We start from the raw sequence: 24,270 nt of genomic DNA, 5'->3' as shown, positions 1-24,270 counted from the left end.
TCCAGGAAAAATTATGGAACAAGAAATTCTCGCCCTGTTCGAAAAAGTGTTATCCCGTAAGGTGGGCTTTCACGATGAACTGATTGAATCCGACATTCTCGACTCCATCCTGGCGGTCGATATGGTGCTGGAAGTGCAGGACGTTTACGGCTGCATGATCCCGCCAACTGACGTGGCGACGGTGCTAAAAACCCCGGCGGACCTGGCCCGCTATATTGAAGAAAACCGCTAAACGCCCCTGCGGTTAATGCTGCCCTGAAGGCTCTGGAGGATCGCTCCAGAGCCTTCTTTCGTTCCCCCTCCCCCTGAACGCTGTCCTGCTCCCTTTCATAGGAATGAAACCGACTGCTTTTACTATTTCTCCTACACTTTAGGAGTACTGTCGGTACGGGAAACAGAAAAAAGCCAACTTAATTAAGGCATTAATGATTCGCTGTGCGCTCAGCCGGGGAACGTTTTGCCTTTAACAGAGGAGTCTGCGGTATGGCATTCGTAACAACGAAAGATGGCGTCAATATTTACTACAAAGACTGGGGCCCAAAAGAGGCTCAACCCATTGTTTTCCACCACGGCTGGCCGCTGAGTGCCGATGACTGGGATAACCAGATGCTCTTCTTCCTCGCTGAAGGCTATCGCGTTATCGCTATCGATCGTCGCGGTCACGGGCGTTCGGACCAGGTGAGTGAAGGACACGATATGGATCATTATGCGGCCGACGCGTCAGCCGTGGTGGAAAGCCTGGATCTGCGCAATGCCGTGCACGTCGGTCACTCCACCGGCGGCGGACAGGTCGCCCGCTATGTTGCGCAGTATGGGCAACCGCAGGGGCGCGTCGCCAAAGCGGTGCTCGTCAGCGCCGTGCCGCCGCTGATGGTCAAAACGGACGGTAACCCCGGCGGAACGCCCATCGAGGTTTTCGACGGCTTCCGCAAAGCGCTGGCGGCTAACCGCGCCCAGTTTTACCTCGACGTCGCCAGCGGTCCGTTCTACGGCTTTAATCGGGATGGCGCGGACGTTTCACAGGGGACGATCCAGAACTGGTGGCGTCAGGGAATGATCGGCAGCGCAAAGGCCCACTACGAGGGGATTAAGGCGTTTTCAGAGACCGACCAGACGGAAGATTTAAAAACCATCACGGTTCCCGTTCTGGTGTTGCAGGGCGACGACGATCAGGTCGTGCCGTATAAGAATGCTGCCCTGCTGCAGGACAAGCTGCTGGCGAACAGCGTACTGAAAATTTACCCGGGCTTCCCGCACGGGATGCATACCACGCACGCGGATACCATCAACGCGGACATTCTGGCCTTTATCCGCTCTTAAACATCGCCTTTATTGCCGGGTAGCGCTGCGCTTACCCGGCCTACATTCCTGCATCCGCAACGATATCCCTGCATTGCACCGTTTAATGCATGAACGCCACCCGCGGGTGGCGTTGTTTATTCCGCTTAGCGATTATCCAGCTGGGCGCGAACGTTGTTCAGCCCGGTGGTGTTGATGCGGTAAGGCTGCCCGTTCACGGATCGGATCAGCTTTTTGGTGCGGAGTTTTTTAAAGACGCTAAGCGTGCAGTCGCTCAGCACCAGCCCTTCACGGGTATAGCACTCAACGGAAGTGACGCGGCCAGAGCTGTCGCGGACGTGCACAATACGTCCACCTTTGGCGAGAACGTGTAAGGTACGTTGTTCCTGACGGGATAAATTCATACTGGAAAACCTGTGTAATCATCATGCGTAAAAACGAGCCCACACCCGCAGGTGCGCGCGTAAGGTTTAAGCGCAGCGATAACCAGTCCGTCCTGAAAAGGGCGGGAGACTGATTATCTGATGAAAACATTCTCCAGCATCAAAGCCTCGGTAAGAGATAGCAATATATTTACGGGATGAATGATAACGCCTGTTTTTTGCAGGGAAATGGCAGGGACTTAAAAGTGTGAGGCGGATCGGCAAATCCAAAAAGAAAAACCCCAGGTTAACGAGTAACCTGGGGCTTATATCTGGCGGAAGCGTAGAGATTCGAACTCTAGAACCCTTTCGGGTCGCCGGTTTTCAAGACCGGTGCCTTCAACCGCTCGGCCACGCTTCCTAAGTGAGGCGAACTATAAACACCTCACCGCGTGCTGTAAAGAGTGGCTGCACTCGTTCGCTGTAAAAATAGTCAAAACGTGTTTAATCGGTTGAACTGACGACACATCGACGATTTTATCAGCACAGGCTTAGTGTTTTTTGATGTACATGTCTTTCGTGAAATAGTACCCCAGCTTATCCGGCGTAAATCCGCCTACCCACGGTTTCACCAGGTGCGTACGGACGTAGTGATAAACCGGAATGGCCGGTACATCACGCCCCAGCAGATCTTCCGCCTGCTGGTAGAACTTACCCCGCTCTTCCGCTGATTTGGCTTTTGCGGCGTTGAGCAGCGCGCGATCGTAGTCCGGATTGCTGTACTGGCTGGTGTTTTCGCTGTCGCCCGTGCGGAAGTTGTTCAGGAAGGTCGCCGCATCGTCGTAATCGGCAATCCACGCGTACCGCACCGCGTCAAAGTTGTGGGTGTGCATGGTATCCAGCATGGTTTTCCACTCCTGGTTTTGCAGCTTTGCCTCCACGCCAAGGTTTTTCTTCCACATGGAGCTGGCCGCAATCGCGATACGCTGGTGCGATTCAGAGGTGTTATAGAGCAGGTTGAAGCTCAGAGGGTGGCTGGCGTTATATCCGGCCTCGTTCAGCAGCTTTTTCGCCTCGGCGATGCGCTTGTCCAGCGGCCAACTGGCGTAATCCGGGTTCTGTAGCTTCACGCCGCCGATATCCGGCTGGCTGATGAGCCACGCCGGGCGCTGCCCCTGCCCTAATACTTTCCCGGCAATGATGTCTTTATCCAGCGCCATGTTCAGCGCCTTGCGCACGCGCGCGTCGTTGAACGGCGGCCGGGTGGTATTGAATTCGTAGTAATAGGTCGCCAGCTGAGGTGAAACGTCCAGCTCGCTGCCCAGGGTTTTCTTGAGCTGGGCAAACTGGTTAATCGGCACCGTGTACACGATGTCAATTTCGCCCGCCTTATAGCGGTTCACATCCGAGGCCTCGGACGTGATGGGCAGGTAGGTGACTTTGTTAATCACGGTATGCGCGTTATCCCAGTAGCGCGGGTTGCGCTCCGCCACGATGCGTTCGTTGACCACCCACTGCGACAGCTTATACGCCCCGCTGCTGACGAAATGCTCCGGTTTGGTCCACTTATCGCCGAAGCGGCCAATCAGCACTTTATCCACCGGCACCAGCGACGGGTGCGCCAGCATCGCGAGGAAGGCCGCGTTTGGCTGCGTGAGGGTCACTTCCAGCGTGGTGTCGTTAATCGCTTTTACGCCCAGCGTATCGGGCGCTTTTTTCCCCTGAGCAATATCGGCCGCGTTGACGATATGCATGTTGCCCGGATAGCTCGCATAAGGCGAAGCCGTTTTCGGATCGATCAGGCGCTGCCAGCTCCAGACCACATCCTCAGCGGTAATCGCCGTGCCGTCGCTCCAGGTGATGCCCGGACGCAAATGGAACGTCCAGACGGTGTTGTCCTTGTTCTCCCATTTTTCCGCCAGTCGGGGTTGGACTTCGCCTGTCGGGGAGACGCTTACCAGTCCTTCGAATAAATCGCTGATAATATTGAATTCGACATCGCTTTCGACTTTATGCGGGTCGAGCGAAGCCGGTTCACTGCCGTTGTTTCTGACCAGTTCCTGTTTGTCGGCCAGCGCGGTTCCTGCCGGCACGTTAGCCGCCCAGGCTGCCGTGCTGGCGCACAGGATCCCTGCGGTTAACAAAGAGAGCGTAAAGTGAGTGCGTGTTTGTGGTTTCATTTCCTTCGCCTTATAGTCTGTTTTATGACGATCCGGAAATAACTCTTAGCGTTCGAATGGTAATAACGCAATATTTTTCAGTGACCTATAAGAGCTTGATCTGGTAAATTGTCGCAAACCGCTGTTCATACTGGCGAAACGGATTTCTGCAGAAGAAATCACCACCTCCAGCGCTAACGTGCTGAGTAAAGATGGGTAAAACCACTTTGAGACTGGCGTGTCGTTTCCTATTCTTTCCGCTAATTACATCTGTCATAAGAGAGTGACTCATGGATCGTATAATTACTTCTTCACGCGACCGCACATCGCTACTCAGCACCCACAAGGTGCTGCGCAATACCTATTTCATGCTCAGCCTGACGCTGGCATTCTCAGCGATCACCGCAACCGCCAGCACCGTGCTGATGCTGCCATCTCCGGGGCTGATCCTGACGCTGGTGGGTATGTATGGTCTGATGTTCCTGACCTACAAAACCGCTGACAAGCCCGTCGGTATTCTGTCCGCGTTTGCCTTCACTGGCTTCCTGGGCTACATCCTGGGGCCGATGCTGAATGCGTATCTGTCTGCCGGTATGGGTGACCTTATCGGCATGGCGCTGGGCGGCACCGCGCTGGTATTCTTCTGCTGCTCGGCCTACGTGCTGACCACCCGTAAGGACATGTCCTTCCTCGGCGGTATGCTGATGGCGGGTGTTGTGGTAGTGCTGGTGGGCATGGTGGCAAACATCTTCCTGCAGCTGCCTGCCCTGCATCTGGCAATCAGCGCAGTGTTTATTCTGATCTCTTCAGGCGCGATCCTGTTTGAAACCAGCAACATCATTCGCGGCGGTGAGACGAACTATATCCGCGCAACCGTGAGCCTGTATGTGTCGCTGTACAACATCTTCGTCAGCCTGTTGAGCATCCTGGGCTTCGCCAGCCGCGATTAAGCACAACGGATTCGAAAAAGGAGAATGCCTCTGGCATTCTCCTTTTTTTATGCCCTACTCACCCCGGCAAATATAGGTGGGGTAACGCCGGTCCTGAATCAGCCACACGGAAGGCGCGAGTTCAGAGATCGTCAGATAGTAGCGTGCGGTTGGGTTGGCGAAACTCCCCCACTGAGCATCAGGCGTATTGTCATTGTGCCGACGCCAGGTTTTGGTGTAGCTCAACACAATCACGTTATCATCGTCCCGCTGCTGCCAGGTAAAGTCCACATCCCTGTCAACGATCAAATTTTGCCCGCCAGCCCTTGCCGCGCCTTTATAGGTGGTCAACCCGGTTCCGTCCCGATGAAAATAGAACTGGGCAACGGCATTGACCTTCACTTCACTGGCTTTTCCTTCATTGCGCGTAAAGTTAAATTCAGTGCTGCAGGCCAGCACATCCTTTTTAACCGCACAGCCGGAATAGTAAAACAGCGCCAGGGCGCTGCCGACCACTGCACCACCCAGCCCAAAAAGAAGTTTTATTTTCATTTTTGAGCCCCGCTTTTATAACGTATGGTTTTGCACAGGCTGGTTTTGCTGGCCGGGCAGGCACCAATGAACACCTCATCTGCATCGGAAATAGAAAAACGGGCGCTGAAATAATAAATGTCATACTCCTCGCGTTCGCACGCCACGCTATTGGCCTCCAGCCGTTCCGCTAATTTCGATAGCACCAGCGGCCTTCCGTGATCGTTGATAATCCAGAGGCTGCAACGCGCGATTTTTTCCTTAAGCGGCTTGAGCTTCGCCGGAACGATGATCCCCTGCGGTCGGCTGAAGTAGAAGCTCGTCACCAGCGCAGCGACGATCAATACGGCCACAATTACCCATTTTTTCCCGGATGCGCGCTGAGGCTTCACCTCTTGAGTTGCGGAAGAAGGCTGCGGATCGGCGGATGGAATATTCTCTCCGGGCTGAAAAATCACATCAGCCTCAAAACGAAACCCGTAACGGGGCACGGTCACGATAAACTCGTGCCCCTCTCCCAGAGACTGGAAGCTTTTACGTAATTCGCTAACCGCTTTATTGAGATTATTTCCCGATGGCGTAAAGCCAAATTCCTCCCACACGCGAGTGATTAATTCCTCCCGACTCAGGTCGCATCCTTTGTGTTTAATAAATTCCTGCAAAAGCCGCACGGCTGGCGCCGAAAGCGTTAATACAGATTCTGGTTGTCCAACAAGACTTATTGCATGTGCTTCAGGATCGAATAACAACGAATTATTGCATATAAAAAACATCTTTTATTCTCGGCTGTTACCGCATGCTTTTTTATCCCTGGTACATCGACATGAAAACCGCCTCCTGACCTGCTTATTTTTTCATCAGAAGGAATTTTCTTCCTATCCCTGGTCGCGGTATTTTCGCTTAACTATACAACCTTAAAGCCAGAAAAGCAGGATAAAAACCTATATTTAGCGAGTTAATTAATACAAATTTTCACAAACCGCTGTTCTGGTTAAAGTTTCCCTGCCCTGAAGCAATACGAAAGCAGACGGTGTCCTGGTGTTAACGCGCCGCCGATGAACTCAGAGCAGGCAGACTGAATGTGAAACAGAAAAATAGAGTGAACATGACAACCGCCTTTTATGTCGCCGCGCTGTCATTGCCATTTTTCTCAGAAATGGCAATGGCCAATATGAGCGTGTACCCGATGGAATTGAATATGGACAAGTCCGGTGCGGCACAAATTAAGGTAGCGTCGAAAACGGATGATATTCAGTTCATTCGAGTGAGGCAAAAGAAAATTCTTAATCCCGGCACGGCCCAGGAAAAAGAAATTGATGTGGCCTCGTGGAAAGAAGGCGGCGTTGTTGTCACGCCCGAAAAATTTGCCCTCGCGGCAGGCGCAATGCGCGTGGTTCGTCTGGTATCGCTTACGCCACCGGAAAAAGAGACCACCTGGCGCGTCTATTTTGAAGGGGTAAAGCAGCCTGACAGCATTATTCCCGGCAAGGCAGAAAGCCCTGCTGCGACGGCGACATTGGGCGTCAATGTGATCTGGGGCGCCCTGATCCACCTCGCCCCGGAAAAAAGTGTGGTTTCACTCTCGATTGACCCTCGCAGGGGCACGTTAAAAAACAACGGTACGCTGCGCGTGCCGCTGAGAGAGATCGGTATTTGTGACGCAGATTCGTCGTGTAAATGGATTAAAGAAGACGCGACGATTTATCCGGACACTGAACGGAAATTAAAAACGCTCACAAAGACGCAAGGCCAGAAATATAAATTCCGCTACTTCAACTGGGTGAATAAAACCGCTGAAGAAGCTGATTTACCCGTCGTGCAATAACACGACGTTACCGTAAAGCCCCCTAAAGGGTTTGTTTAAAGAGCCAGGGTGCTCATTTATAAATATGGAGATATCAATGCGTAAGTACTTTAAACCTCTGATGATTGTTGCCGCGATGACCACGTCCGTTAGCGCGCTGGCGATCCAAAAAGATATTACCGTCAATGCCAGCGTTGATTCACAGCTGGACATGACCCAGGCCGATAACACGCCACTGCCAGCAAGCATCGATATGCAGTACCTGCCTGGCCGCGGTCTGGAAAGCTACCGCCTGAATACCAAGGTATGGTCTAACTCCGCCACCAGCAATGTGAAAGTGCGTCTGGTGAGCGCCGCGAAGCTGGCAAATGCCGACGGTGCTGAGACCATCCCAATGACGGTGAAGCTGGGCGATAAAACCCTCTCTACCGCCGATGTTGAATATACCGGTACTGAACTGTTCCCGGGGAGCATCGAAAACGGTTCAGCGGTACTGCCGCTGACCATTTCTCAGACTACTAAAGGCATTCTGAAAACCGGTCAGTACAGCGGCGTTGTCAGCCTGATGCTGACGCAGGCGACTACCACGGAAGGCGGTGCGTAACACCACAGCACCTAAGGAATAACGTCAGAGGGTGCCCGCCCTCTGACGTCAGGATGATGTCGAGGCTCGTTCATGGCGTTTCACAGAAATACTCTCCTCTTTGTTGCTTTGTTACCCGCATCCATCCAACTCGCCTGCGCCGGGATGGCCGTCCCGGCAGGTTTTGAAGATCTGGCGAAAACGCAGCGCCTGTGGACAGAGGTCAACCTCTACGGCGAGTCACTTGGACTTTTTGAAACGGATATCACGCTTGAAACGGTCAGTTTTGTCGCACCTGAAACCGTTGTAGCGGCCATCAAACGACGGTTTAACGACGACCCTGCTCTCGTTGGCACCGTGTCTGCCGCGCTGGCCGTTCCGCTTGCCCGTAACGGCAACCTGGCCTGCAGCAGCAACGGCTCCGCAACGGGCTGCGATTACATTAATACCGACCGCGCGGCCATTATCTTTGACGAGAATAACGCCCGTATTAGCCTGTTTTTGGACAAGAAATTTCTGCCTAAAGCCACCGCGGAAAATCAGTGGTATCAGCCCACGCAGGACACCGAAAATGCGCTGATCCATCAGCAGAATATTAATTTTGTTGCCGACAGGGATTATCAGTCAGCCACCGTGCAGGGCAATGGCGCGCTGGCGCTCACGCAGGACGGCTATGTTAACCTCGACTGGACCTGGCTGGGACAACGTTCACGGCGTCAGCAGCAGCAGGAGATAACCGTCAACAACGCCTGGTTCCGCCAGGATATCTTGCGTCAGTACTATGTCCAGCTGGGCGAGATGGATACCCGCGATCTGTTCAGTAATGCCGGCGGAAATATCAACCTCAGCCAGCTGCCGCTGGGCAAAATTCGCGGTCTGCGCACGGGTTCAACACGGGCATGGATGAATCCGGTTCAGCGGTCAAAGGGAACCCCTGTCACCGTGCTGCTTTCCCATGACGCGCGTATCGACGCCCGCCGTGGCAATCAGCTGCTGGCCAGCTTTTACCTGAATGCCGGGGCGCAAACCCTGGACACGCGATCGTTTCCGGACGGGAGCTACACCGTCACGCTGTCGGTCTATGAAAATAACCGGCTGACGCGTACCGAGCAGGTGCCGTTTACCCGAACCGGCATTACGCCATTTGACCGCGTCGAGTGGTTCCTGCAGGCGGGTGAAACCGACAATAGCGATCAAAACGAAGAACGCAGCGCGGTTGCGCAGGCGGGCGTACGCCTGCCCGTCACCCCGACCTTAGCGCTTACCAGCGGAGCAACGATAAAGAAAAACCAGCGCTTCCTGGAAAATGCGCTCGACTGGAGCCGGGGCTTCAACGCGGGCCCGATCGACGGCGTGCTGAGTACCCGGTTTAGCTACCTTTATGGCAGCGAAGGCCAGCGCGGCAATATTCAGCAAATCAGCTACAACGACGGTTTTTCACTGAGCCTCTATCGCAACGCGCTATCAGCGGAAAACTGCAACACCCGAAGCGCGGGGTTTGACGCCGTGAACGGCTGTTATCGCACCCTCTCGGTGATGTTTTCCGTCCCTGTCGGCGCCTGGTATGCGAGCCTCGGGTATTCGGATAACCGTAACGAAGGACGGTACGTTTCACGTCGGGAGCTGCCGGATAGCGACGATCGCCACGATGCGGGTTTGCCGTGGGAATCGGTTTATATGACCCGCTCGCGCTCGCGGGCCTGGCAGGGAGGCCTGAGCAATGCCTTTAGCACCCGAGGCCTCAACATTAACAGCAGCATTAACCTGTTCATGCGTAACGATGACGCCCGCGACGGCAGGGACAAAGGCGGCTACCTGAGCGTGAGCCTGTCCATGGCGCATAACCGTCAGGGTGATGCGTCGAGCTATACCTCTATGGGCGCGACCTGGCAGCATCAGCAGCGTGAAAAAAATCAGCTGAGCTACAACGTGGCGCATAACTGGTACGCCGATGCACGCGGTGAAAACGAGTACGGTCTGAGCGCGTCGGGCATTAACAGCGACTCGCTGAATACCTCAGCCTATACGCGCCAGGGCGGGCGATACGGCAACGGCAGTCTGACCGTCAGCGACGCCTGGGATCGTCAGGACAGGCGCCATACGCTGAGCAGCAGCGGCAACTACAGCTCGACCCTTGCGCTGTCGCGTTCTGGCCTGTGGCTCGGCCGCTGGAGCGACGGTCGTCCTGCTTCCGCCGTCGCGGTTAACGTTGCCACACCGGAAGATACCCAGGCTCCGAGCGTTGCCGTGTCGCTGGATAACAGCGGGAGTGCAGACATTCCGGGCAATAGCCGCGCCCTCTTCGCAGTGCCGGGCTACCAGCAGACAACGTTGACGATTAACGAATCGCTGGACGTATCCCGGGGGGCCAGCAGTGAGATCACGCAAGGTTCAGGCAGCAGAACGCTGTTTATGGTGCCGGGCAAACTGCTGCGTCGGGATGTGCAAACCACCGCAAGCTACACCTGGCTCGGCCAGTTGACCGACGAGCGTCATTCGCCGTTTATCGGTGGCGTGCCGCTGAACGTTAACGGCTGGAGCGATCTCGGCAACGGCGGATTCAGCGCCCAGAGCGATGCCCTGCTGCATAACCTCTACCTGGTGCGACAGCAGCAGTTTTATCAGTGCGAACTCAACGTGAAAAGTATGCGCGACGTGGTGCGCTATGTCGGCTCAATTCCTTGCCGGGAATTAACCTTCTCCGCCCTGCCGGATGCCGTCCAGCAGCAGGCACAGCTGATGCTGGCCGGACGAACGACCCCAGTCAGCCCGACCACCATGAACGCCGACAACCTCACTAAAGGGAAATGATGTGATTAAGTGCTTCTTTATTTTACTGTTCTTAAGCCTGTGGACAGGCCAGACGCTGGCGGGCGCCCCTGCGGGACGCAACACCAGCGTTGGGATCAGCTTCGATCGCACGGCACCGCCTGCACGTTTCGATATCTGGTTTCATGAATCGGGCGGCTTTGACGTCGCCGACCCGCAAAAGTGGGGACGTAATACCCTGACCTGTCAGTCCCGGACTGACGCAACGTACGGGGCCTGCATGAACTCTCCGGTCTGGTTCTCGGGTAACCCGGCCGCGCCCTATGCCATCAATTTACGTTTCACGCATGCCCTCACCAGCAAGACGGTGGATATCAAGGTGTATGGCGATCACTACATGTTTATCAACAATAAAGTGTTTATCTTTGCCAGCTTTGTGACAGGGGGAACGGCCACAATTGCTGACTGGAACAGAGAGCCCTACTTCGATTTCTATATTGTGAAAAGCGAACTGGATAAGCTCGCCCTGCCGGGGATCTGGACCGCAACGCTTAAGCAGAACCTGCGTCAATGGGGGAGCGCCGACTGTGGCGGGAACTTCAATGACGTAAACGTCGGATGCCCTGGCTATCTCACTATCGCCAGGTGGCAGGCCAACATTCGCATTGAGGTGGTCGATCCGGGTAATCAGCAAATTTATCTGCCGGCATTTCCGCACTCAACGCCCATCGTTAACCTCAACCTGACCAACTTCCCGGGGCGGCCGGGTGGCAGTGAGATCCAGGGTGAAAACTCGCTGGATATGTGCCTGTATGACGGTAATAACAGCACCAGCACCCGCGCCTACCTTCGGTTTGAAGACGACGGAGTCACGTCTGCGGACCGTGCCGAAGGCGCGTTTTCTATCAGGCGACGCGGCGGTAGCCAGACCGATACGCGGGATCGTCTCGATTATCGGGTCTCCGTCACCAATCCAATAACAGGCGCAACCGAAACCGTCTCGAACGGTAAAACCCTGGTCTGGCAAGGTACAAACGATCCGCAGTATCTGCGTCAGGTCGTGCTGCCCGGCGGACGCGAGAGCGTACTGTGCATCCCTGCCCCTATTATCCTTAAAACCCCCGCGTTTGCCGCCAGCAGCAAAAACGCGGGCGACTATACCGGCACGCTGCGCGTTATCTATACGCCCAGCACGTTATAACGAGGTCACCGTGAGTTACGCCATTCTCGATAATAATCGATTTTACGCCGAAGGGTTGCGCTACGCGCTGCTGCGTCGGGGCGTTCAGCCAGAGGTCCAAAGCGACACCGTGCAATGGCAGCCAGCGCTGCTTAGCCGCCGCGTGCTTGTTGTGCGCTGCCGTTTTTCCGTGGCCGCCACGCATCAGGCGCTGATAAACATTTTGCTCAGACTGGAAGCAGCCCGCTGGCAAGGCAGCCTGTATCTGGTTTGCAATGAAAAGGGGTGGGCGCTGGCGACGCATTTACGCAAGCGTTTCAGTACGTTAACCCTTTATATCATCGATGACCGGATCGCCGTCGCAGATGCGGCATATCTGCTGGCAAAAGAGCCTCGCCGCGTCCGAAGCCTTGACTGCTGTCTTACCGGTCTTGAATTCAACGTGCTCGATCTGATGCTTACCGGGTTGCCGGTACGCCACATTGCCATCGTGACGCGTATGTCTGAGAAACAGGTTTCGACCCATAAATGCAACGCGCTGAAAAAGCTCAACGCCAACAATCTGCTGCAGCTGCTCCTGTAGGTCACGGTTTATCCTGCGGCGGCTTTTTTGCTACACTGTCGCCGTTTTTTTCACAGACGACAGAAGATTATGTTCATTTTTGCAGGCCAGGAAATTGAGACCGATAGCGAAGGCTATCTGAAAGATACGACGCTCTGGAGCGAACCGCTGGCGGAGAAAATTGCGGAAAACGAAGGGATTACCCTCTCCACCGAACACTGGGAAGTGGTGCGTTTTGTTCGCGAGTTCTATCTTGAATTCAACACCTCTCCGGCGATCCGCATGCTGGTCAAAGCCATGGCCAATAAGTTCGGCGAAGAGAAAGGCAACAGCCGCTATCTGTATCGTCTGTTCCCGAAAGGCCCGGCAAAACAGGCCACCAAAATTGCCGGCCTGCCTAAGCCGGTAAAGTGTATTTAATACCGAATCCCGAAGTTTACGTATTCGCGCCCGGGTTGATGCGGTTCCGTTAACACCTTATCAACCCGTGCGCTGCGCGGCCCGCCCGCTTTCAGCCACGCCACCAGCTTGTCGACCTGCTCCGCTTCGCCGCAGGCGACCACCTCAACGCTGCCGTCGTCCATATTTCGCGCGTATCCCGTTAGCCCAAGCTCAACCGCTTCGCGCTGGGTGCTGTAGCGGAACCCCACGCCCTGAACAACGCCGTGAACCCAGGCAATGGTGCAGACTTTTGACATTTTTTTTCTCCTTAACGTAGCGTTTTCGGCAAACAGCCATAGTGCTGCCGGAAACGGGCGGTGAAACGAGAGCTGGAAAGATACCCACATTGTAATGCGATTTCGCCAATTGGTAATCGGGTTGACTGGAGCTGTGACAAAGCAACGGCCATCCTCACATCCTCCACGATCTGGCGAAAACTCTGCGACTCTTCACGTAAGCGTCTGCGCAGCGTCGGCACGCTTAAGGCCAGACGGCTGGCGACGTCCTGCGCGGTCCAGGCTCTGGCAGGCGACAGCATAATGAACTGCCGCACCTGCTCCGTCAGGTTACTGTTTCGCTCAATAAGCAGCGGACCCGCCACACCATCATGCAGCAGGGCCAGCAAAAGGCCGAAGGCCTGATGCTTTTGTAGCGCCTCCGGTAAATCCTGACGGACGGCGTGCAGCAGGTTGTCCCACATAAACGCCAGCCCCTCACTCAGCGGGGCGCAGAGCGAATGCAGCGTCGTGCGCGGCCAGGATTTCAGGTAATGCGCCTTAAACTCGGCGACGATCTCCGGGGATAACATCAGCAAATCCGAGTGAAACAGACCGTTTACAGGCTGATTGATAATCTCCATCGCCGTATTGGCCGGGATAATAATGAGCTCATCCCGTGTCGCCTCCAGGCGGTTATCATCCTGAACTATCACCTTAGTGCCGTGAGTGATATGACAAATAGCAGGAAAAAACAGTTTAACCTGGTGCAGGCGATGCATTTTGCTGGCAGTCACTTCACCCGCCGTAAGATGGTTATGTCGAAAATGGAACTCCTGCACCCTGTCATCCTTATCTGCTGTAGGTTGCCGTTAACTGAGCCTTTGCCAGAACGTGACTATTGAGCATAAAACCGACCAGCGCGCCGCTGGCATTGTTGTCGACGGGCAGTTTATCCACGTCCAGAGCCCAGACGGTAATCTGATAGCGATGAGGCTTGTCCCCTTCGGGTGGACATGCGCCGCCGAATCCAGAATAGCCGAAATCATTACGCCCCTGCACAACGCCGGCAGGTAATTTCTCGCCGTTCGGATTACCGGCATCAGCGGGCAGCGTCATTGTCTTCGCCGGGATATTGGCTACGGTCCAGTGCCACCAGCCGCTGCCGGTGGGCGCATCCGGGTCATATACCGTGACGGCAAAACTTTTCGTACCGGCGGGCGGATTTTTCCATGCCAGCTGTGGAGAAATATTCCCACCGTGGCAGCCAAACCCCTCAAATACCTGCTGTTGCGCCAGCCGCTTTTCGCCGGAAATATCCCGGCTGGTGACGCCGAAAGGCGTTGTTGCTAAAGCCTGAAAACTCATCGCCGCCAGAGCGGCTATGGCTATTACACTGCGCTTTTTCATGGGTGCTCCCTTTGCTGTACCGGAAGCCCCACTCTACAGCCAGCTGCAATATCGTAATGTGCCTAAGCGATTTGATTTTGTGCCGAAACGCTCAACGGCATCCGCAGATGATTGCGCCTTGCTGAATGTGGTAATCTACGCGCCATTTCCTGAAATCGACAGAACAGCAAATTATGAGTGTACGTTTAGTGTTAGCCAAAGGGCGCGAGAAATCATTACTGCGCCGTCATCCCTGGGTCTTTTCCGGCGCGGTTGCCCGTATGGAAGGCAAAGCCAGCCTCGGTGAAACCATTGATATCGTTGACCATCAGGGGAAATGGTTAGCGCGAGGCGCCTACTCGCCAGCGTCCCAGATCCGTGCTCGCGTCTGGACGTTTGATAAAGATGAAACCATCGACATCGACTTCTTCGTTCGCCGTCTGCAGCAGGCGCAGCAGTGGCGCGACTGGCTGGCAAAACGTGACGGGCTGGACAGCTACCGCCTGATCGCCGGTGAGTCCGATGGCCTGCCGGGCGTGACCATCGATCGCTTCGGTGACTTCCTGGTGCTGCAGCTCCTGAGCGCCGGAGCGGAATACCAGCGTGCCGCGCTGATCAGCGCGCTGCAAACGCTGTTCCCGGAATGCGCCATTTACGACCGCAGCGATGTGGCGGTGCGCAAAAAAGAAGGCATGGAGCTGACTCAGGGGCCCGTAACGGGCGAACTGCCACCGGCCCTGCTGCCGATTGAAGAGCACGGCATGAAGCTGCTGGTGGATATTCAGGGCGGGCACAAAACCGGTTACTACCTCGACCAGCGTGACAGCCGTCTGGCTACGCGTCAGTACGTTGCCGACAAACGCGTGCTGAACTGCTTCTCCTATACCGGCGGTTTTGCCGTTTCGGCGCTGATGGGCGGCTGTGCCCAGGTAGTGAGCGTGGACACCTCCCAGGAAGCGCTGGACGTGGCAAAACAGAACGTCGAGCTCAACAAGCTGGACTTGAGCAAAGCGGAGTTTGTACGCGATGACGTCTTCAAGCTGCTGCGTAAATATCGCGACCAGGGCGAGAAGTTCGACGTCATCGTGATGGATCCACCAAAGTTTGTGGAAAACAAAAGCCAGCTGATGGGCGCGTGCCGTGGGTATAAAGATATCAACATGCTGGCTATCCAGCTTCTGAACCCGGGCGGGGTTCTGCTCACCTTCTCCTGCTCCGGCCTGATGACCACAGATTTATTTCAGAAAATCATCGCCGATGCCGCAATAGATGCTGGCCGTGATGTACAATTTATAGAGCAGTTCCGTCAGGCAGCCGATCACCCCGTGATTGCTACCTACCCGGAAGGACTGTATCTGAAAGGGTTTGCCTGTCGCGTCATGTAACTTGAAAAGAGAAATATTGCCCGCACATAACGTGTAAGTAGTGTTTCCCGGGAGGTGACTATGATTGCCAGCAAATTCGGTATCGGCCAGCAGGTCCGCCACACTTTGCTAGGGTATTTGGGTGTGGTCGTGGATATCGACCCGGAGTATTCCCTTGATGAACCGTCAGCAGACGAGCTGGCGGTGAACGCAGAGCTTCGCGCCGCGCCCTGGTACCACGTGGTTATGGAAGGTGATGATGGACAACCCGTTCACACCTATCTGGCCGAAGCGCAGCTGAGTAGCGAGCTGCAGGAAGAACATCCGGAGCAACCCACAATGGATGAACTTGCTCAGACTATCCGCAAACAGTTACAGGCTCCACGCCTGCGGAACTAAGCGTGTAAAAAAAGCCCGATGAACGGGCTTTTTTTTACTTCGCCAGCCCCAGACGGGGGATGTCGATCGCCGGGCAGCGGTCCATGACAACCTTCAACCCCGCATCCCGCGCCAGCACGGCGGCCTGCTCGTTAATCACGCCCAGCTGCATCCACAGCGTTTTTGCGCCTACGGCGATAGCGTCCTGCGCCACTTCCCACGCCGCCTCGGAATTACGGAAGACATCGACCATATCAATTTTTTCCGGCACGTCAGCGAGCGTGGCGTAACCCTGCTGGCCCAGCAATGTTTTCCCCGCCACTTTTGGCGAGACCGGGATAACGTGATAGCCCTGATCGAGAAGGTATTTCATCACCCGATAGCTTGGACGATCGGGTTTATCGCTCGCGCCCACCAGCGCAATGGTACGCGTGGATGTCAGAATCTCGGCAATATCGTTCTCTTTCATGGTTTTTCTCCTGGCTTTTTTGAAAGTGTACGCCAAACCGCACATCTCAACCATCCATCCCATACAGATGCATGAGGGCAAAACGGCGAAATATGTCTATATGTTAGTAAACGTGATTCTCGAAAAATTTAGATACATTAATGCGGCGACAGGATTTCTGACGGGAGCCTTCTATGAAAACCGGTATTGCCACTGCTCTGATTGCGTTAGTGATGCCGGTCTGCGTTTTTGCTACCACGCTCCGGCTCTCTACCGACATTGATCTCCTTGTACTGGACGGAAAAAAGGTCTCCAGCTCGTTATTGCGCGGTGCAGACAGCATCGAGTTAGATAACGGGCCGCATCAACTGGTCTTCCGGGTAGAAAAGCCGATCGGTCTGGCTAATCACGAGCAACGGATGTACATCTCCCCGCCGCTGATCGTCAGCTTTAATACCCGACAAATCAGTCAGGTGAATATCACCCTGCCTCGCCTTGAAACGGAGAAGGAATCTGCGGCCTTCGACGCGTCACCCCGCGTTGAACTGCTGGACGGGGATGCGATGCCGATTCCGGTGAAGCTGGATATTCTGGCGTTAACCACCTCACCGAAAGGCCCGGATTACGAGGCTGCGACCCAGACCTATAATAAAGCGGGAAAACGCGCCTCGCTTCCGCAGTTTGCCACCATGATGGCGGACGACAGTACGCTTTTATCCGGCGTCTCTGAACTGGACGTTATTCCTCCCCAGTCCCAGACCCTGACGGAACAGCGCCTTAAATTCTGGTTCCAACAGGCCGATCCTGACACGCGGGCCCGATTTTTACAGTGGGCAAAACAACAACCTTCATCATAAGCCACATTTTTTACGCCTTTCTCTTGCAGCGTCAGACGGTTCCCGTCATCGTGTAGTCAGTTAACCTGATGGATATGATTATGGAATTGACAACACGCACGCTGCCTGAGCGCAAACACATTGCTCTTGTGGCGCACGATCACTGTAAACAAATGCTGCTTAACTGGGTTCGCCGCCATCAGTCTTCGCTGGAAAAGCACGCCCTGTCGGCGACAGGCACCACCGGTAACCTGATCCAGCGCGAAACGGGTCTGCAGGTGAATGCCATGCTGAGCGGTCCGATGGGCGGCGATCAGCAGGTCGGCGCGCAGATTTCCGAAGGGAAAATTGATGTGCTGATCTTCTTCTGGGACCCGCTGAACGCGGTTCCGCACGATCCGGATGTCAAAGCGCTGCTGCGCCTGGCGACGGTGTGGAATATTCCGGTGGCGACGAACCTGTCGACGGCGGATTTCATCATCGAATCGCCGCAGTTTAACTCGCCGGTTGATATCCTTATTCCGGACTATCAGCGTTATCTTTCCGACAGACTGAAGTAGCTTTTTTGCCGGGTGGCGGCTACGCCTTACCCGGCCTTGAAAATCTTGCCTGACATCTTTATGGTTTACGCGCTACCGGCACATCAATACTCTTCAGGATATCGACAAACACGGATGGCTCCTCTTTATTAAACAGCAGCCACACGCGATGCCGCGCGCGGGTGAGGGCCACATACAGCAAACGCCGCTCTTCAGCATCCGGGAAGTCTTCCGGCACCGGAAGCAGGGCCTCTTCCATCACCGACTCGCGGGCCGGGGCCGGGAAACCGTCGCTCCCCTCTTTCAGCCCCACCACAATCACATAATCGGCCTGCTGCCCTTTGCTCGCGTGAATGGTCATAAATTCAAGCTGCAGTTTCGGCCAGCGGGTGGCGGCTTTTTCCAGCGCCGCGGGCTTAAGGTGATGGTAGCGGGCCAGCACCAGAATACGTTCATCATGCTTTGCATAGCCGCTGAGCTTGTCCAGCAGCGGCTCCAGCTGGTCATCCGCCAGCAGGGTGACGGCTTTTTTATCCCCTGGGCGCAGGCTGTTGAGCGGCTTGGCCAGCTGATGCGGGTTCTGCTGGATAAAGCGGTTGGCGATCTCACCAATGCGTGAATTGAAGCGGTAGGTGGTGTCCAGATCGCTGCGATCCCCTTCGCCAAAATAGTGGTGGAACGCGGTCGTCAGGGAGAGCTGCGCCCCGCTGAAGCGATAGATGGCCTGCCAGTCGTCCCCCACCGCAAACAGCGACGTATGTTTATTTTGCGCCCGAAGCGCCGAGAGCAGTGCAGCACGCTGCGGCGAGATGTCCTGGAACTCATCCACCAGAATATGTTTCCACGGGCTGACAAAACGACCCTTCTCAAGAATGATGATGGCCTGATGGATCAGACCGGAGAAATCGACGGCATTTTCCTCTTTCAGCGCGGTTTTCCAGGCTTTCAGCAGCGGAGCCATCAACTTGACCCGCTTCGAAAACAGATCGCGGATCGCCTCAGGCGCGCTTTCAATCATCTCTGCCTGCGTTCCACCGTGCATTCGCATCAGGCTGACCCAGCGGTCAAGTCGCGAACCCAGACGACGCGCCAGCTTATCGTCCTGCCAGAAGCTGCCCTCTGGCACCTCCCAGCTGAGCTCCTCCTCCAGCCACTGACGCCACCCTTTCGCCTGCGCCTTTTTCTCTCTGCACTGCTGGCGCCACGTTTTGATGAACAGCGCCTGACGCGCCTGCGCGTCGTTTTCCAGCTTACTGATGGAAGGCACTTTTTTACTGCCCTGCTGAATAATATGCAGCGCAAGGGCATGGAAGGTTCTGGCCGTGATGTCCCGGGTATGCAGGCGCTCCTGGATACGTTCGTCCATCTCCTGGGCAGCCCTGCGGCCAAAGGCCAGAAGCAGAATTTGATCGGCGACCGCTTCTCCGGTCGTCAGCAGCCAGCCAGCACGCGCCACCAGCACCGACGTTTTACCGCTACCGGCCCCCGCCAGCACCAGCAGCGACTGCTCGCCGTTGACCACCGCGCGCGCCTGGGCCGGATTGAGCGGTGAAGATTCCACCGTACTAAAAAAGTCGGCGTATTGGGTGAGCATGGCGTCCGTCCAGGCCTGGTTATGGGCGAGACGGCTTTTATCCTTATCATTCAGCCAGGCCTGACACTGGTGCCAGGCGTCGCGACAGTTGTCAAACTCGTCGAGACGCGTCACGGAGAGCGGCAGCGCCGAGAGTGCCTGTCGGATCTTTTGCTGCAGCCCGGCGGTCTGCTGACGGGTCAGCCACGCGTGTTGCGCGTTGCTCTGAGCGATATCGTCCAGCACCTGCTGGAGCACCTGGGCAGCAATCACGCTCATATCCTGGCTCCACTGCTGCCAGAGCGCGTTCAGGTGATGATGGAAACGCTGGGTTTCAGCCCACTCGGTGCCGTGAAGACGCACGACTTTATCGTCAGGCAGTACGAACTCCAGCTCGCCCCACACCAGCCCGCGTTTGCAGTGGATAGCCAGAAGCTGATTAAACGGAATAAGGTATTCGTGGCGTTCCCCGGAGACTTTCACCCCGGCATTAAGGAGAACCACCCTGTCGTAAGGGTGTTGCGCCAGGCGTTTGCCTAACGAGGTTGCTTTCAGTTCCATGTTCCGCCAAATCCACGAAGAGATAATTTACCTGACAGTTTAACTGCCAGTTTTAAGGTGCTCCAGCCTAAAAAAACGTTACAATCATTGGGCGTTAATTTTATCGAAAGGAAGTGAGGGTTTATGCGTACCGTTCTGAATGTGTTGAATTTTGTGCTGGGCGGTTTTGCCACCACCCTTTCCTGGCTTTTTGCCACGCTGGTGAGCATTGTCCTGATTTTCACGCTTCCCCTGACCCGTTCCTGCTGGGAAATCACAAAGCTCTCCTTAATTCCCTATGGGAATGAAGCCATCCACGTTAACGAGCTGAATCCGGAGAGCAAAAACGCCCTGATGAATACGGGCGGAACCCTGCTGAACATTCTGTGGCTGATTTTCTTCGGCTGGTGGCTGTGCATCATGCATATTTTTGCCGGTATTGCACAGTGCATCACGATTATTGGTATTCCGGTGGGGATAGCGAACTTTAAGATCGCCGCCATCGCCCTTTGGCCCGTCGGTCGCAGGGTTGTTCCGGTAGAAGTGGCCCAGGCGGCGCGTGAAGCAAACGCTCGTCGTCGTTTTCAGTAAATAAGGACCGGCCGCGTTTATGCTAAGCCCACTGCTTCGCCGTTATACCTGGAACAGCACCTGGCTATACAACGTCAGGATATTTATCGCGCTTTGCGGCACGGTTGCCCTGCCCTGGTGGCTGAATGATGTCAAGCTCACCATTCCGCTCACGCTGGGGGTGGTGGCCGGGGCGCTGGCGGACCTGGACGATCGTCTGGCCGGGCGTTTACGTAACCTGGTCATTACGCTTGTCTGCTTTTTCATTGCGTCAGCGTCCGTTGAGCTGCTTTTCCCGTGGCCCTGGCTGTTTGCCCTGGGCCTTACGCTCTCAACCAGCGGGTTTATTTTGCTGGGCGGCCTTGGACAGCGCTATGCCACCATCGCTTTTGGTGCATTGCTGATCGCCATCTACACCATGCTGGGCGTTTCCCTGTACGACCAGTGGTACCAGCAGCCGGTTCTCCTTCTGCTGGGCGCCATCTGGTATAACCTGCTGACGCTAACCGGTCATCTGATCTTCCCGGTTCGCCCTTTGCAGGATAACCTTGCCCGCAGCTTTGAGCAGCTAGCCCACTATCTGGAACTGAAATCCCGGCTGTTCGACCCGGATATCGAGGAAGAAAGCCAGGCTCCGCTCTACGATCTGGCGCTGGCAAACGGCCAGCTGGTCGCCACCCTTAACCAGACAAAAGCCTCTCTGCTTACCCGTCTGCGCGGCGATCGCGGTCAGCGCGGAACGCGAAGGACCTTACACTACTATTTTGCCGCTCAGGACATCCATGAACGCGCCAGTTCCTCGCACGTTCAGTATGCTGCCCTGCGCGAGAAGTTCCGCTACAGCGACGTGATGTTCCGCTTCCAGCGCCTGCTGTCCATGCAGTCCCAGGCCTGCCAGCAGCTCTCGCGCTCCATTCTGCTGCGTACGCCCTATCAGCATGACCCCCGCTTTGAACGCGTATTCAGCCATCTTGATGCGGCGCTCGACCGCGTTCAGGCCAGCGGAACGTCACCGGAGCACATCAAAGCGCTGGGCTTTCTGCTGAACAACCTGCGGGCAATTGATGCTCAGCTGGCAACAATTGAGTCCGAACAGGCGATGGCGCTGCCGGGCAGTGAGGTGGAAAATCAGCTTGCTGATGACAGCGTGCACAGCGTTAGCGATATGTGGCTACGGCTGAGCCGTAACTTTACGCCAGAGTCGGCTCTCTTTCGTCACGCGGTGAGAATGTCGCTGGTGCTGTGCGTGGGGTATGCCTTTATCCAGATAACCGGGCTGCACCACGGCTACTGGATCCTGCTGACCAGCCTGTTCGTCTGCCAGCCGAACTATAACGCCACCCGACACCGTCTTGCGCTGCGTATTATCGGCACGCTGGTCGGCGTCGCGATCGGCCTTCCGGTGCTCTATTTCGTGCCCTCCGTTGAAGGTCAATTGATTCTGATCGTGATCACCGGCGTGTTGTTCTTCGCATTTCGCAACGTGCAGTATGCCCACGCCACCATGTTCATTACGCTGCTGGTGCTGCTCTGCTTTAACTTGCTGGGTGAAGGGTTTGAAGTTGCACTGCCCCGCGTGATCGATACCCTGATTGGCTGTGCGATTGCCTGGGCCGCGGTCAGCTTTATCTGGCCGGACTGGCGTTTCCGCAATTTGCCGCGCGTGGTGGACAGGGCGATGAACGCCAACTGCAGATACCTTGACGCAATACTGGAGCAGTACCACCAGGGGCGTGATAACCGCCTGGCTTACCGGATAGCCCGTCGCGACGCGCATAACAGTGACGCTGAACTGGCCTCCGTTGTCTCAAACATGTCAACGGAGCCTCGCGCCACGGCGGAGATTCGTGAGACTGCGTTCCGCCTGCTCTGCCTCAACCATACGTTCACCAGCTATATTTCGACGCTCGGTGCCCACCGTGAGAAACTCACCAACCCGGGCATTCTCAACCTGCTTGATGACGCCGTCTGTTATGTCGATGACGCGCTTCATCACCGACCAGCCGATGAGCCGCGCGTTCAACAGGCGCTGAATGAACTGGCTCAACGCATTGCGCATCTTGATCCTGGAAACGACAGCAAAGCGCCGCTGGTACTTCAGCAGATAGGCCTGCTTATCGCTCTGCTGCCTGAAATTTGCCGGCTGCAACAGCAAATCGCTACCTGGAGGAGTGATTCTCCTGTGGCTCAGGCAGCGCATTAAACCACTCCGTTAGCTCCCGGCGAATGCCTGCCGGGAGTGCCGCCTCATGCAGCCCCTCGATAGCCCCTTCCAGCGCGAAGAGAACTTTAATACTGAGCGCTTTGTTTTTTGCCCGCATCTTTAGCCAGCTCGCTCTTGCACCCAGCGCCCGCAGCGTTTCCTCATTGGTAATGCCAGCTTCAAACAGCAAAACCTCAAGCTGAAAGGTCAGGTTTGGCAGATCCTTAAGTCGGTTTCGTTGATGGCGCTGATAGCGTTCTTTTCTTGCCGCACTGAGCGCAAACGAGGAGAGCTGAAGCAACCGCTCCCTGTCCTGCCATAATCCGTCATCCACACGATAATAGTTGAGCAGCACCGGGCGGCCTCGCTTCATCAACGTCAAAAAAGATGAGGCATTTTTTACACAGTATTTCGCACTCTCCTCACAGGCGCGGAGATAAAGCTCGCCGTCTGACACCATGGCAAAAACCGCATCATCCACCGCCAGGGTATAGCCTCCAAACAGCGCGCGGTGATGAATCTCGCCCAACGGGGAGAGGTATTCCTGAGATTTATAAATCCGTTCATAAGATATCTTTTTCATGATATTTCCCTTCAAAATCATAAAGTAACAGCGAAAATTCTTACTAGCGGATCCGTTAGCAGGAAAATAGGCAACTTATCGCCGATGAGCAAGATGATTTTTCGAGGGACATCAACATTGAATGAATTTTGCGAGTCGCTTTCCGAAAATGAGGTTGATCTTTATGCATACAGGGGTTACTGTATATCCATACAGTAACTACAGGGCTGGAATGAATATGCACACTTCAGGCTATGCAAATCGCTCAACCTCTCTCTCTTCTACCGCAGGCAATGTCGCGCAGAATTCCGTCGAGCGTGTTTCCACGGGGCTAATCAGTGAAGTGGTTTATCGTGAAGACCAGCCCCTGTTGACGCAACTTCTGTTGTTGCCGTTATTACAACAGCTTGGTCAGCAATCGCGCTGGCAGCTTTGGCTCACGCCTCAGCAAAAACTGAGCCGTGAGTGGGTTCAGTCCGCAGGCCTTCCGCTTACCAAGGTCATGCAAATTAATCAGCTCCCGCCGTGCGATACCGTTGAGTCGATGATCCGCGCGTTACGCACCGGAAATTACAGCGTGGTGATTGGATGGTTACCAGAAGAATTGACGGAAGAGGAACATTTCCGTCTGACTGAAGCAGCCGAAGAAGGAAGTGCGATCGGGTTCATTATGCGTCCGGTTCGATCGGATTCTTACCGCAGAGGACAACTTTCTGGGCTAAAAATTCACTCAAATTTATATCATTGAGTGAAATTAAGATTTTTCCTGGAATTTTTTTTGACCACAAGATGGCATTAAAGTTCCTGGCCTGAAAATCGCGGCAAGGCTTGTCTGGTGCGGTTCTCCTTAATTTTATTGCACAAAATTCGTTCGAAAAATGTTAAATAATCGGTATACGGAACTTTTTTTTTCATATGCCTGACGGACTTCACACTTGTAAGTTTTCAGCTACGTTGTAGACTTTACATCGCCAGGGGTGCTCGGCCTAAGCCGAAGATATCGGTAGATTTATATTTGACCACGCCCCCCGGTG

General features: G+C 55.0%; 26 protein-coding genes and 1 tRNA gene. 16 read left to right on the top strand and 11 right to left on the bottom strand.

Annotated elements, in window-relative coordinates; genetic code table 11:
• Positions 1-13 precede the first annotated feature (13 nt).
• Together BJ885_RS03690 and BJ885_RS03685 are read left to right on the top strand one after the other, a co-directional pair.
• Complete coding sequence (locus tag BJ885_RS03690; protein WP_008499867.1) at positions 14-232, top strand: acyl carrier protein; 219 nt, start codon at positions 14-16, stop codon at positions 230-232.
• A 251-nt stretch (positions 233-483) separates the two neighbouring features.
• On the top strand, positions 484-1,320 hold the full coding sequence (locus BJ885_RS03685; RefSeq protein ID WP_054830320.1) for an alpha/beta fold hydrolase: 837 nt from the start codon (positions 484-486) through the stop codon (positions 1,318-1,320).
• Between the two features lie 125 nt (positions 1,321-1,445).
• On the opposite strand, the gene BJ885_RS03680 is transcribed toward BJ885_RS03685, so the two are convergent.
• The 3 genes from BJ885_RS03680 to BJ885_RS03670 form a co-directional block, all read right to left on the bottom strand.
• Positions 1,446-1,703: a YjhX family toxin gene (locus BJ885_RS03680; RefSeq protein WP_021240841.1), complete on the bottom strand. Its 258-nt coding sequence runs from the start codon at positions 1,701-1,703 to the stop codon at positions 1,446-1,448.
• 291 nt (positions 1,704-1,994) lie between these two features.
• A tRNA-Ser gene (locus BJ885_RS03675) sits at positions 1,995-2,082 on the bottom strand.
• Between the two features lie 130 nt (positions 2,083-2,212).
• Positions 2,213-3,841, bottom strand: a complete 1,629-nt coding sequence (locus BJ885_RS03670) for an ABC transporter substrate-binding protein (protein WP_029739918.1) — start codon at positions 3,839-3,841, stop codon at positions 2,213-2,215.
• A 269-nt stretch (positions 3,842-4,110) separates the two neighbouring features.
• Here BJ885_RS03670 and yccA point away from each other — a divergent pair, with 269 nt between their 5' ends.
• The gene (gene yccA, locus BJ885_RS03660; RefSeq protein ID WP_023335168.1) at positions 4,111-4,770 is read left to right on the top strand and encodes an FtsH protease modulator YccA; all 660 of its coding nucleotides are present in this window, start codon (positions 4,111-4,113) and stop codon (positions 4,768-4,770) included.
• Positions 4,771-4,824: 54 nt separating this feature from the next.
• On the opposite strand, the gene BJ885_RS03655 is transcribed toward yccA, so the two are convergent.
• Complete coding sequence (locus BJ885_RS03655) at positions 4,825-5,301, bottom strand: hypothetical protein (RefSeq protein ID WP_029739917.1); 477 nt, start codon at positions 5,299-5,301, stop codon at positions 4,825-4,827.
• Complete coding sequence (locus tag BJ885_RS03650) at positions 5,298-6,053, bottom strand: winged helix-turn-helix domain-containing protein (protein ID WP_029739916.1); 756 nt, start codon at positions 6,051-6,053, stop codon at positions 5,298-5,300. Before BJ885_RS03650 ends, BJ885_RS03655 begins: the two co-directional genes overlap by 4 nt.
• Before the next feature lie 308 nt (positions 6,054-6,361).
• On the opposite strand from BJ885_RS03650, the gene BJ885_RS03645 reads away from it, so the two are divergent.
• The 6 genes from BJ885_RS03645 to tusE all read left to right on the top strand — a co-directional run bounded on the left by BJ885_RS03645 (position 6,362) and on the right by tusE (position 12,598).
• Entirely contained in the window at positions 6,362-7,105 is a 744-nt protein-coding gene (locus BJ885_RS03645; protein ID WP_166642355.1) for a fimbrial protein, read from the top strand.
• 76 nt (positions 7,106-7,181) lie between these two features.
• Positions 7,182-7,688, top strand: coding sequence for a CS1 type fimbrial major subunit (locus BJ885_RS03640; RefSeq protein ID WP_021240847.1), 507 nt, complete (start codon positions 7,182-7,184; stop codon positions 7,686-7,688).
• A gap of 72 nt (positions 7,689-7,760) precedes the next feature.
• Positions 7,761-10,478 (top strand): TcfC E-set like domain-containing protein, encoded by a 2,718-nt coding sequence (locus BJ885_RS03635; RefSeq protein ID WP_121931203.1) that lies wholly within the window; start codon positions 7,761-7,763, stop codon positions 10,476-10,478.
• A gap of 1 nt (position 10,479) precedes the next feature.
• A complete protein-coding gene (locus tag BJ885_RS03630; protein WP_121931202.1) occupies positions 10,480-11,637 on the top strand; it encodes a CfaE/CblD family pilus tip adhesin in 1,158 nt (385 codons plus the stop codon).
• Positions 11,638-11,647: 10 nt separating this feature from the next.
• On the top strand, positions 11,648-12,199 hold the full coding sequence (locus tag BJ885_RS03625) for a LuxR C-terminal-related transcriptional regulator (RefSeq protein ID WP_029739911.1): 552 nt from the start codon (positions 11,648-11,650) through the stop codon (positions 12,197-12,199).
• Between the two features lie 69 nt (positions 12,200-12,268).
• The gene (gene tusE / locus BJ885_RS03620; RefSeq protein ID WP_045334759.1) at positions 12,269-12,598 is read left to right on the top strand and encodes a sulfurtransferase TusE; all 330 of its coding nucleotides are present in this window, start codon (positions 12,269-12,271) and stop codon (positions 12,596-12,598) included.
• On the opposite strand, the gene yccX is transcribed toward tusE, so the two are convergent.
• The 3 genes from yccX to BJ885_RS03605 are packed head-to-tail and all read right to left on the bottom strand — an operon-like array spanning position 12,595 to position 14,244.
• Positions 12,595-12,876, bottom strand: a complete 282-nt coding sequence (gene yccX / locus BJ885_RS03615) for an acylphosphatase (RefSeq protein WP_029739909.1) — start codon at positions 12,874-12,876, stop codon at positions 12,595-12,597. The genes tusE and yccX overlap by 4 nt on opposite strands.
• 11 nt (positions 12,877-12,887) lie before the next feature.
• On the bottom strand, positions 12,888-13,676 hold the full coding sequence (locus BJ885_RS03610; RefSeq protein ID WP_121931201.1) for an AraC family transcriptional regulator: 789 nt from the start codon (positions 13,674-13,676) through the stop codon (positions 12,888-12,890).
• A gap of 10 nt (positions 13,677-13,686) precedes the next feature.
• Positions 13,687-14,244: a kinase inhibitor gene (locus BJ885_RS03605; RefSeq protein WP_121931200.1), complete on the bottom strand. Its 558-nt coding sequence runs from the start codon at positions 14,242-14,244 to the stop codon at positions 13,687-13,689.
• A 173-nt stretch (positions 14,245-14,417) separates the two neighbouring features.
• Here BJ885_RS03605 and rlmI point away from each other — a divergent pair, with 173 nt between their 5' ends.
• Positions 14,418-15,608 carry a 23S rRNA (cytosine(1962)-C(5))-methyltransferase RlmI gene (gene rlmI / locus BJ885_RS03600; protein ID WP_096150520.1) on the top strand — a complete coding sequence of 397 codons (1,191 nt, stop codon included), beginning with the start codon at positions 14,418-14,420 and terminating at the stop codon, positions 15,606-15,608.
• A 60-nt stretch (positions 15,609-15,668) separates the two neighbouring features.
• Positions 15,669-15,986 carry a heat shock protein HspQ gene (gene hspQ / locus BJ885_RS03595; protein WP_008499919.1) on the top strand — a complete coding sequence of 106 codons (318 nt, stop codon included), beginning with the start codon at positions 15,669-15,671 and terminating at the stop codon, positions 15,984-15,986.
• 34 nt (positions 15,987-16,020) lie between these two features.
• Here hspQ and BJ885_RS03590 read toward each other — a convergent pair whose 3' ends face one another.
• Complete coding sequence (locus tag BJ885_RS03590) at positions 16,021-16,434, bottom strand: CoA-binding protein (RefSeq protein WP_028012609.1); 414 nt, start codon at positions 16,432-16,434, stop codon at positions 16,021-16,023.
• 173 nt (positions 16,435-16,607) lie between these two features.
• On the opposite strand from BJ885_RS03590, the gene BJ885_RS03585 reads away from it, so the two are divergent.
• Both BJ885_RS03585 and mgsA read left to right on the top strand, forming a co-directional pair.
• Positions 16,608-17,270: a curli synthesis inhibitor gene (locus tag BJ885_RS03585; protein ID WP_023311035.1), complete on the top strand. Its 663-nt coding sequence runs from the start codon at positions 16,608-16,610 to the stop codon at positions 17,268-17,270.
• An 80-nt stretch (positions 17,271-17,350) separates the two neighbouring features.
• Positions 17,351-17,809 carry a methylglyoxal synthase gene (gene mgsA, locus BJ885_RS03580; RefSeq protein WP_023311034.1) on the top strand — a complete coding sequence of 153 codons (459 nt, stop codon included), beginning with the start codon at positions 17,351-17,353 and terminating at the stop codon, positions 17,807-17,809.
• Positions 17,810-17,867: 58 nt separating this feature from the next.
• On the opposite strand, the gene helD is transcribed toward mgsA, so the two are convergent.
• Positions 17,868-19,922 carry a DNA helicase IV gene (gene helD / locus BJ885_RS03575; protein ID WP_121931199.1) on the bottom strand — a complete coding sequence of 685 codons (2,055 nt, stop codon included), beginning with the start codon at positions 19,920-19,922 and terminating at the stop codon, positions 17,868-17,870.
• A 123-nt stretch (positions 19,923-20,045) separates the two neighbouring features.
• On the opposite strand from helD, the gene BJ885_RS03570 reads away from it, so the two are divergent.
• Together BJ885_RS03570 and yccS are read left to right on the top strand one after the other, a co-directional pair.
• A complete protein-coding gene (locus BJ885_RS03570) occupies positions 20,046-20,492 on the top strand; it encodes a YccF domain-containing protein (protein ID WP_038417558.1) in 447 nt (148 codons plus the stop codon).
• 19 nt (positions 20,493-20,511) lie between these two features.
• Complete coding sequence (gene yccS / locus BJ885_RS03565) at positions 20,512-22,674, top strand: YccS family putative transporter (RefSeq protein WP_038417559.1); 2,163 nt, start codon at positions 20,512-20,514, stop codon at positions 22,672-22,674.
• Here the strand turns inward: yccS and BJ885_RS03560 are convergent.
• The gene (locus BJ885_RS03560; RefSeq protein ID WP_023311030.1) at positions 22,631-23,257 is read right to left on the bottom strand and encodes a TfoX/Sxy family DNA transformation protein; all 627 of its coding nucleotides are present in this window, start codon (positions 23,255-23,257) and stop codon (positions 22,631-22,633) included. The two genes, yccS and BJ885_RS03560, sit on opposite strands and share 44 nt — an antisense overlap.
• 217 nt (positions 23,258-23,474) lie before the next feature.
• Between BJ885_RS03560 and sulA the strand changes: the two genes are divergently transcribed.
• The gene (gene sulA, locus BJ885_RS03555; RefSeq protein ID WP_038417560.1) at positions 23,475-23,984 is read left to right on the top strand and encodes an SOS-induced cell division inhibitor SulA; all 510 of its coding nucleotides are present in this window, start codon (positions 23,475-23,477) and stop codon (positions 23,982-23,984) included.
• The last annotated feature ends 286 nt before the right edge of the window (positions 23,985-24,270 follow it).

The sequence above is a fragment of the Enterobacter sp. WP_7_1 genome (genome assembly GCF_003688535.1).
GTDB lineage: Bacteria > Pseudomonadota > Gammaproteobacteria > Enterobacterales > Enterobacteriaceae > Enterobacter > Enterobacter asburiae.
Note: the sequence above shows the minus strand (reverse complement) of the source record. Positions and strands in the feature narration are given on the sequence as shown.

Bases quoted from the DNA above. Each gene is read 5' to 3' on its own strand.
- BJ885_RS03690 (WP_008499867.1), top strand. From the start codon at position 14: ATGGAACAAGAAATTCTCGCCCTGTTCGAAAAAGTGTTATCCCGTAAG.
- BJ885_RS03685 (WP_054830320.1), top strand. From the start codon at position 484: ATGGCATTCGTAACAACGAAAGATGGCGTCAATATTTACTACAAAGAC.
- BJ885_RS03680 (WP_021240841.1), bottom strand. From the start codon at position 1,703: ATGAATTTATCCCGTCAGGAACAACGTACCTTACACGTTCTCGCCAAA.
- BJ885_RS03670 (WP_029739918.1), bottom strand. From the start codon at position 3,841: ATGAAACCACAAACACGCACTCACTTTACGCTCTCTTTGTTAACCGCA.
- yccA (WP_023335168.1), top strand. From the start codon at position 4,111: ATGGATCGTATAATTACTTCTTCACGCGACCGCACATCGCTACTCAGC.
- BJ885_RS03655 (WP_029739917.1), bottom strand. From the start codon at position 5,301: ATGAAAATAAAACTTCTTTTTGGGCTGGGTGGTGCAGTGGTCGGCAGC.
- BJ885_RS03650 (WP_029739916.1), bottom strand. From the start codon at position 6,053: ATGTTTTTTATATGCAATAATTCGTTGTTATTCGATCCTGAAGCACAT.
- BJ885_RS03640 (WP_021240847.1), top strand. From the start codon at position 7,182: ATGCGTAAGTACTTTAAACCTCTGATGATTGTTGCCGCGATGACCACG.
- BJ885_RS03635 (WP_121931203.1), top strand. From the start codon at position 7,761: ATGGCGTTTCACAGAAATACTCTCCTCTTTGTTGCTTTGTTACCCGCA.
- tusE (WP_045334759.1), top strand. From the start codon at position 12,269: ATGTTCATTTTTGCAGGCCAGGAAATTGAGACCGATAGCGAAGGCTAT.
- yccX (WP_029739909.1), bottom strand. From the start codon at position 12,876: ATGTCAAAAGTCTGCACCATTGCCTGGGTTCACGGCGTTGTTCAGGGC.
- BJ885_RS03605 (WP_121931200.1), bottom strand. From the start codon at position 14,244: ATGAAAAAGCGCAGTGTAATAGCCATAGCCGCTCTGGCGGCGATGAGT.
- rlmI (WP_096150520.1), top strand. From the start codon at position 14,418: ATGAGTGTACGTTTAGTGTTAGCCAAAGGGCGCGAGAAATCATTACTG.
- hspQ (WP_008499919.1), top strand. From the start codon at position 15,669: ATGATTGCCAGCAAATTCGGTATCGGCCAGCAGGTCCGCCACACTTTG.
- BJ885_RS03590 (WP_028012609.1), bottom strand. From the start codon at position 16,434: ATGAAAGAGAACGATATTGCCGAGATTCTGACATCCACGCGTACCATT.
- BJ885_RS03585 (WP_023311035.1), top strand. From the start codon at position 16,608: ATGAAAACCGGTATTGCCACTGCTCTGATTGCGTTAGTGATGCCGGTC.
- mgsA (WP_023311034.1), top strand. From the start codon at position 17,351: ATGGAATTGACAACACGCACGCTGCCTGAGCGCAAACACATTGCTCTT.
- helD (WP_121931199.1), bottom strand. From the start codon at position 19,922: ATGGAACTGAAAGCAACCTCGTTAGGCAAACGCCTGGCGCAACACCCT.
- BJ885_RS03570 (WP_038417558.1), top strand. From the start codon at position 20,046: ATGCGTACCGTTCTGAATGTGTTGAATTTTGTGCTGGGCGGTTTTGCC.
- yccS (WP_038417559.1), top strand. From the start codon at position 20,512: ATGCTAAGCCCACTGCTTCGCCGTTATACCTGGAACAGCACCTGGCTA.
- BJ885_RS03560 (WP_023311030.1), bottom strand. From the start codon at position 23,257: ATGAAAAAGATATCTTATGAACGGATTTATAAATCTCAGGAATACCTC.
- sulA (WP_038417560.1), top strand. From the start codon at position 23,475: ATGCACACTTCAGGCTATGCAAATCGCTCAACCTCTCTCTCTTCTACC.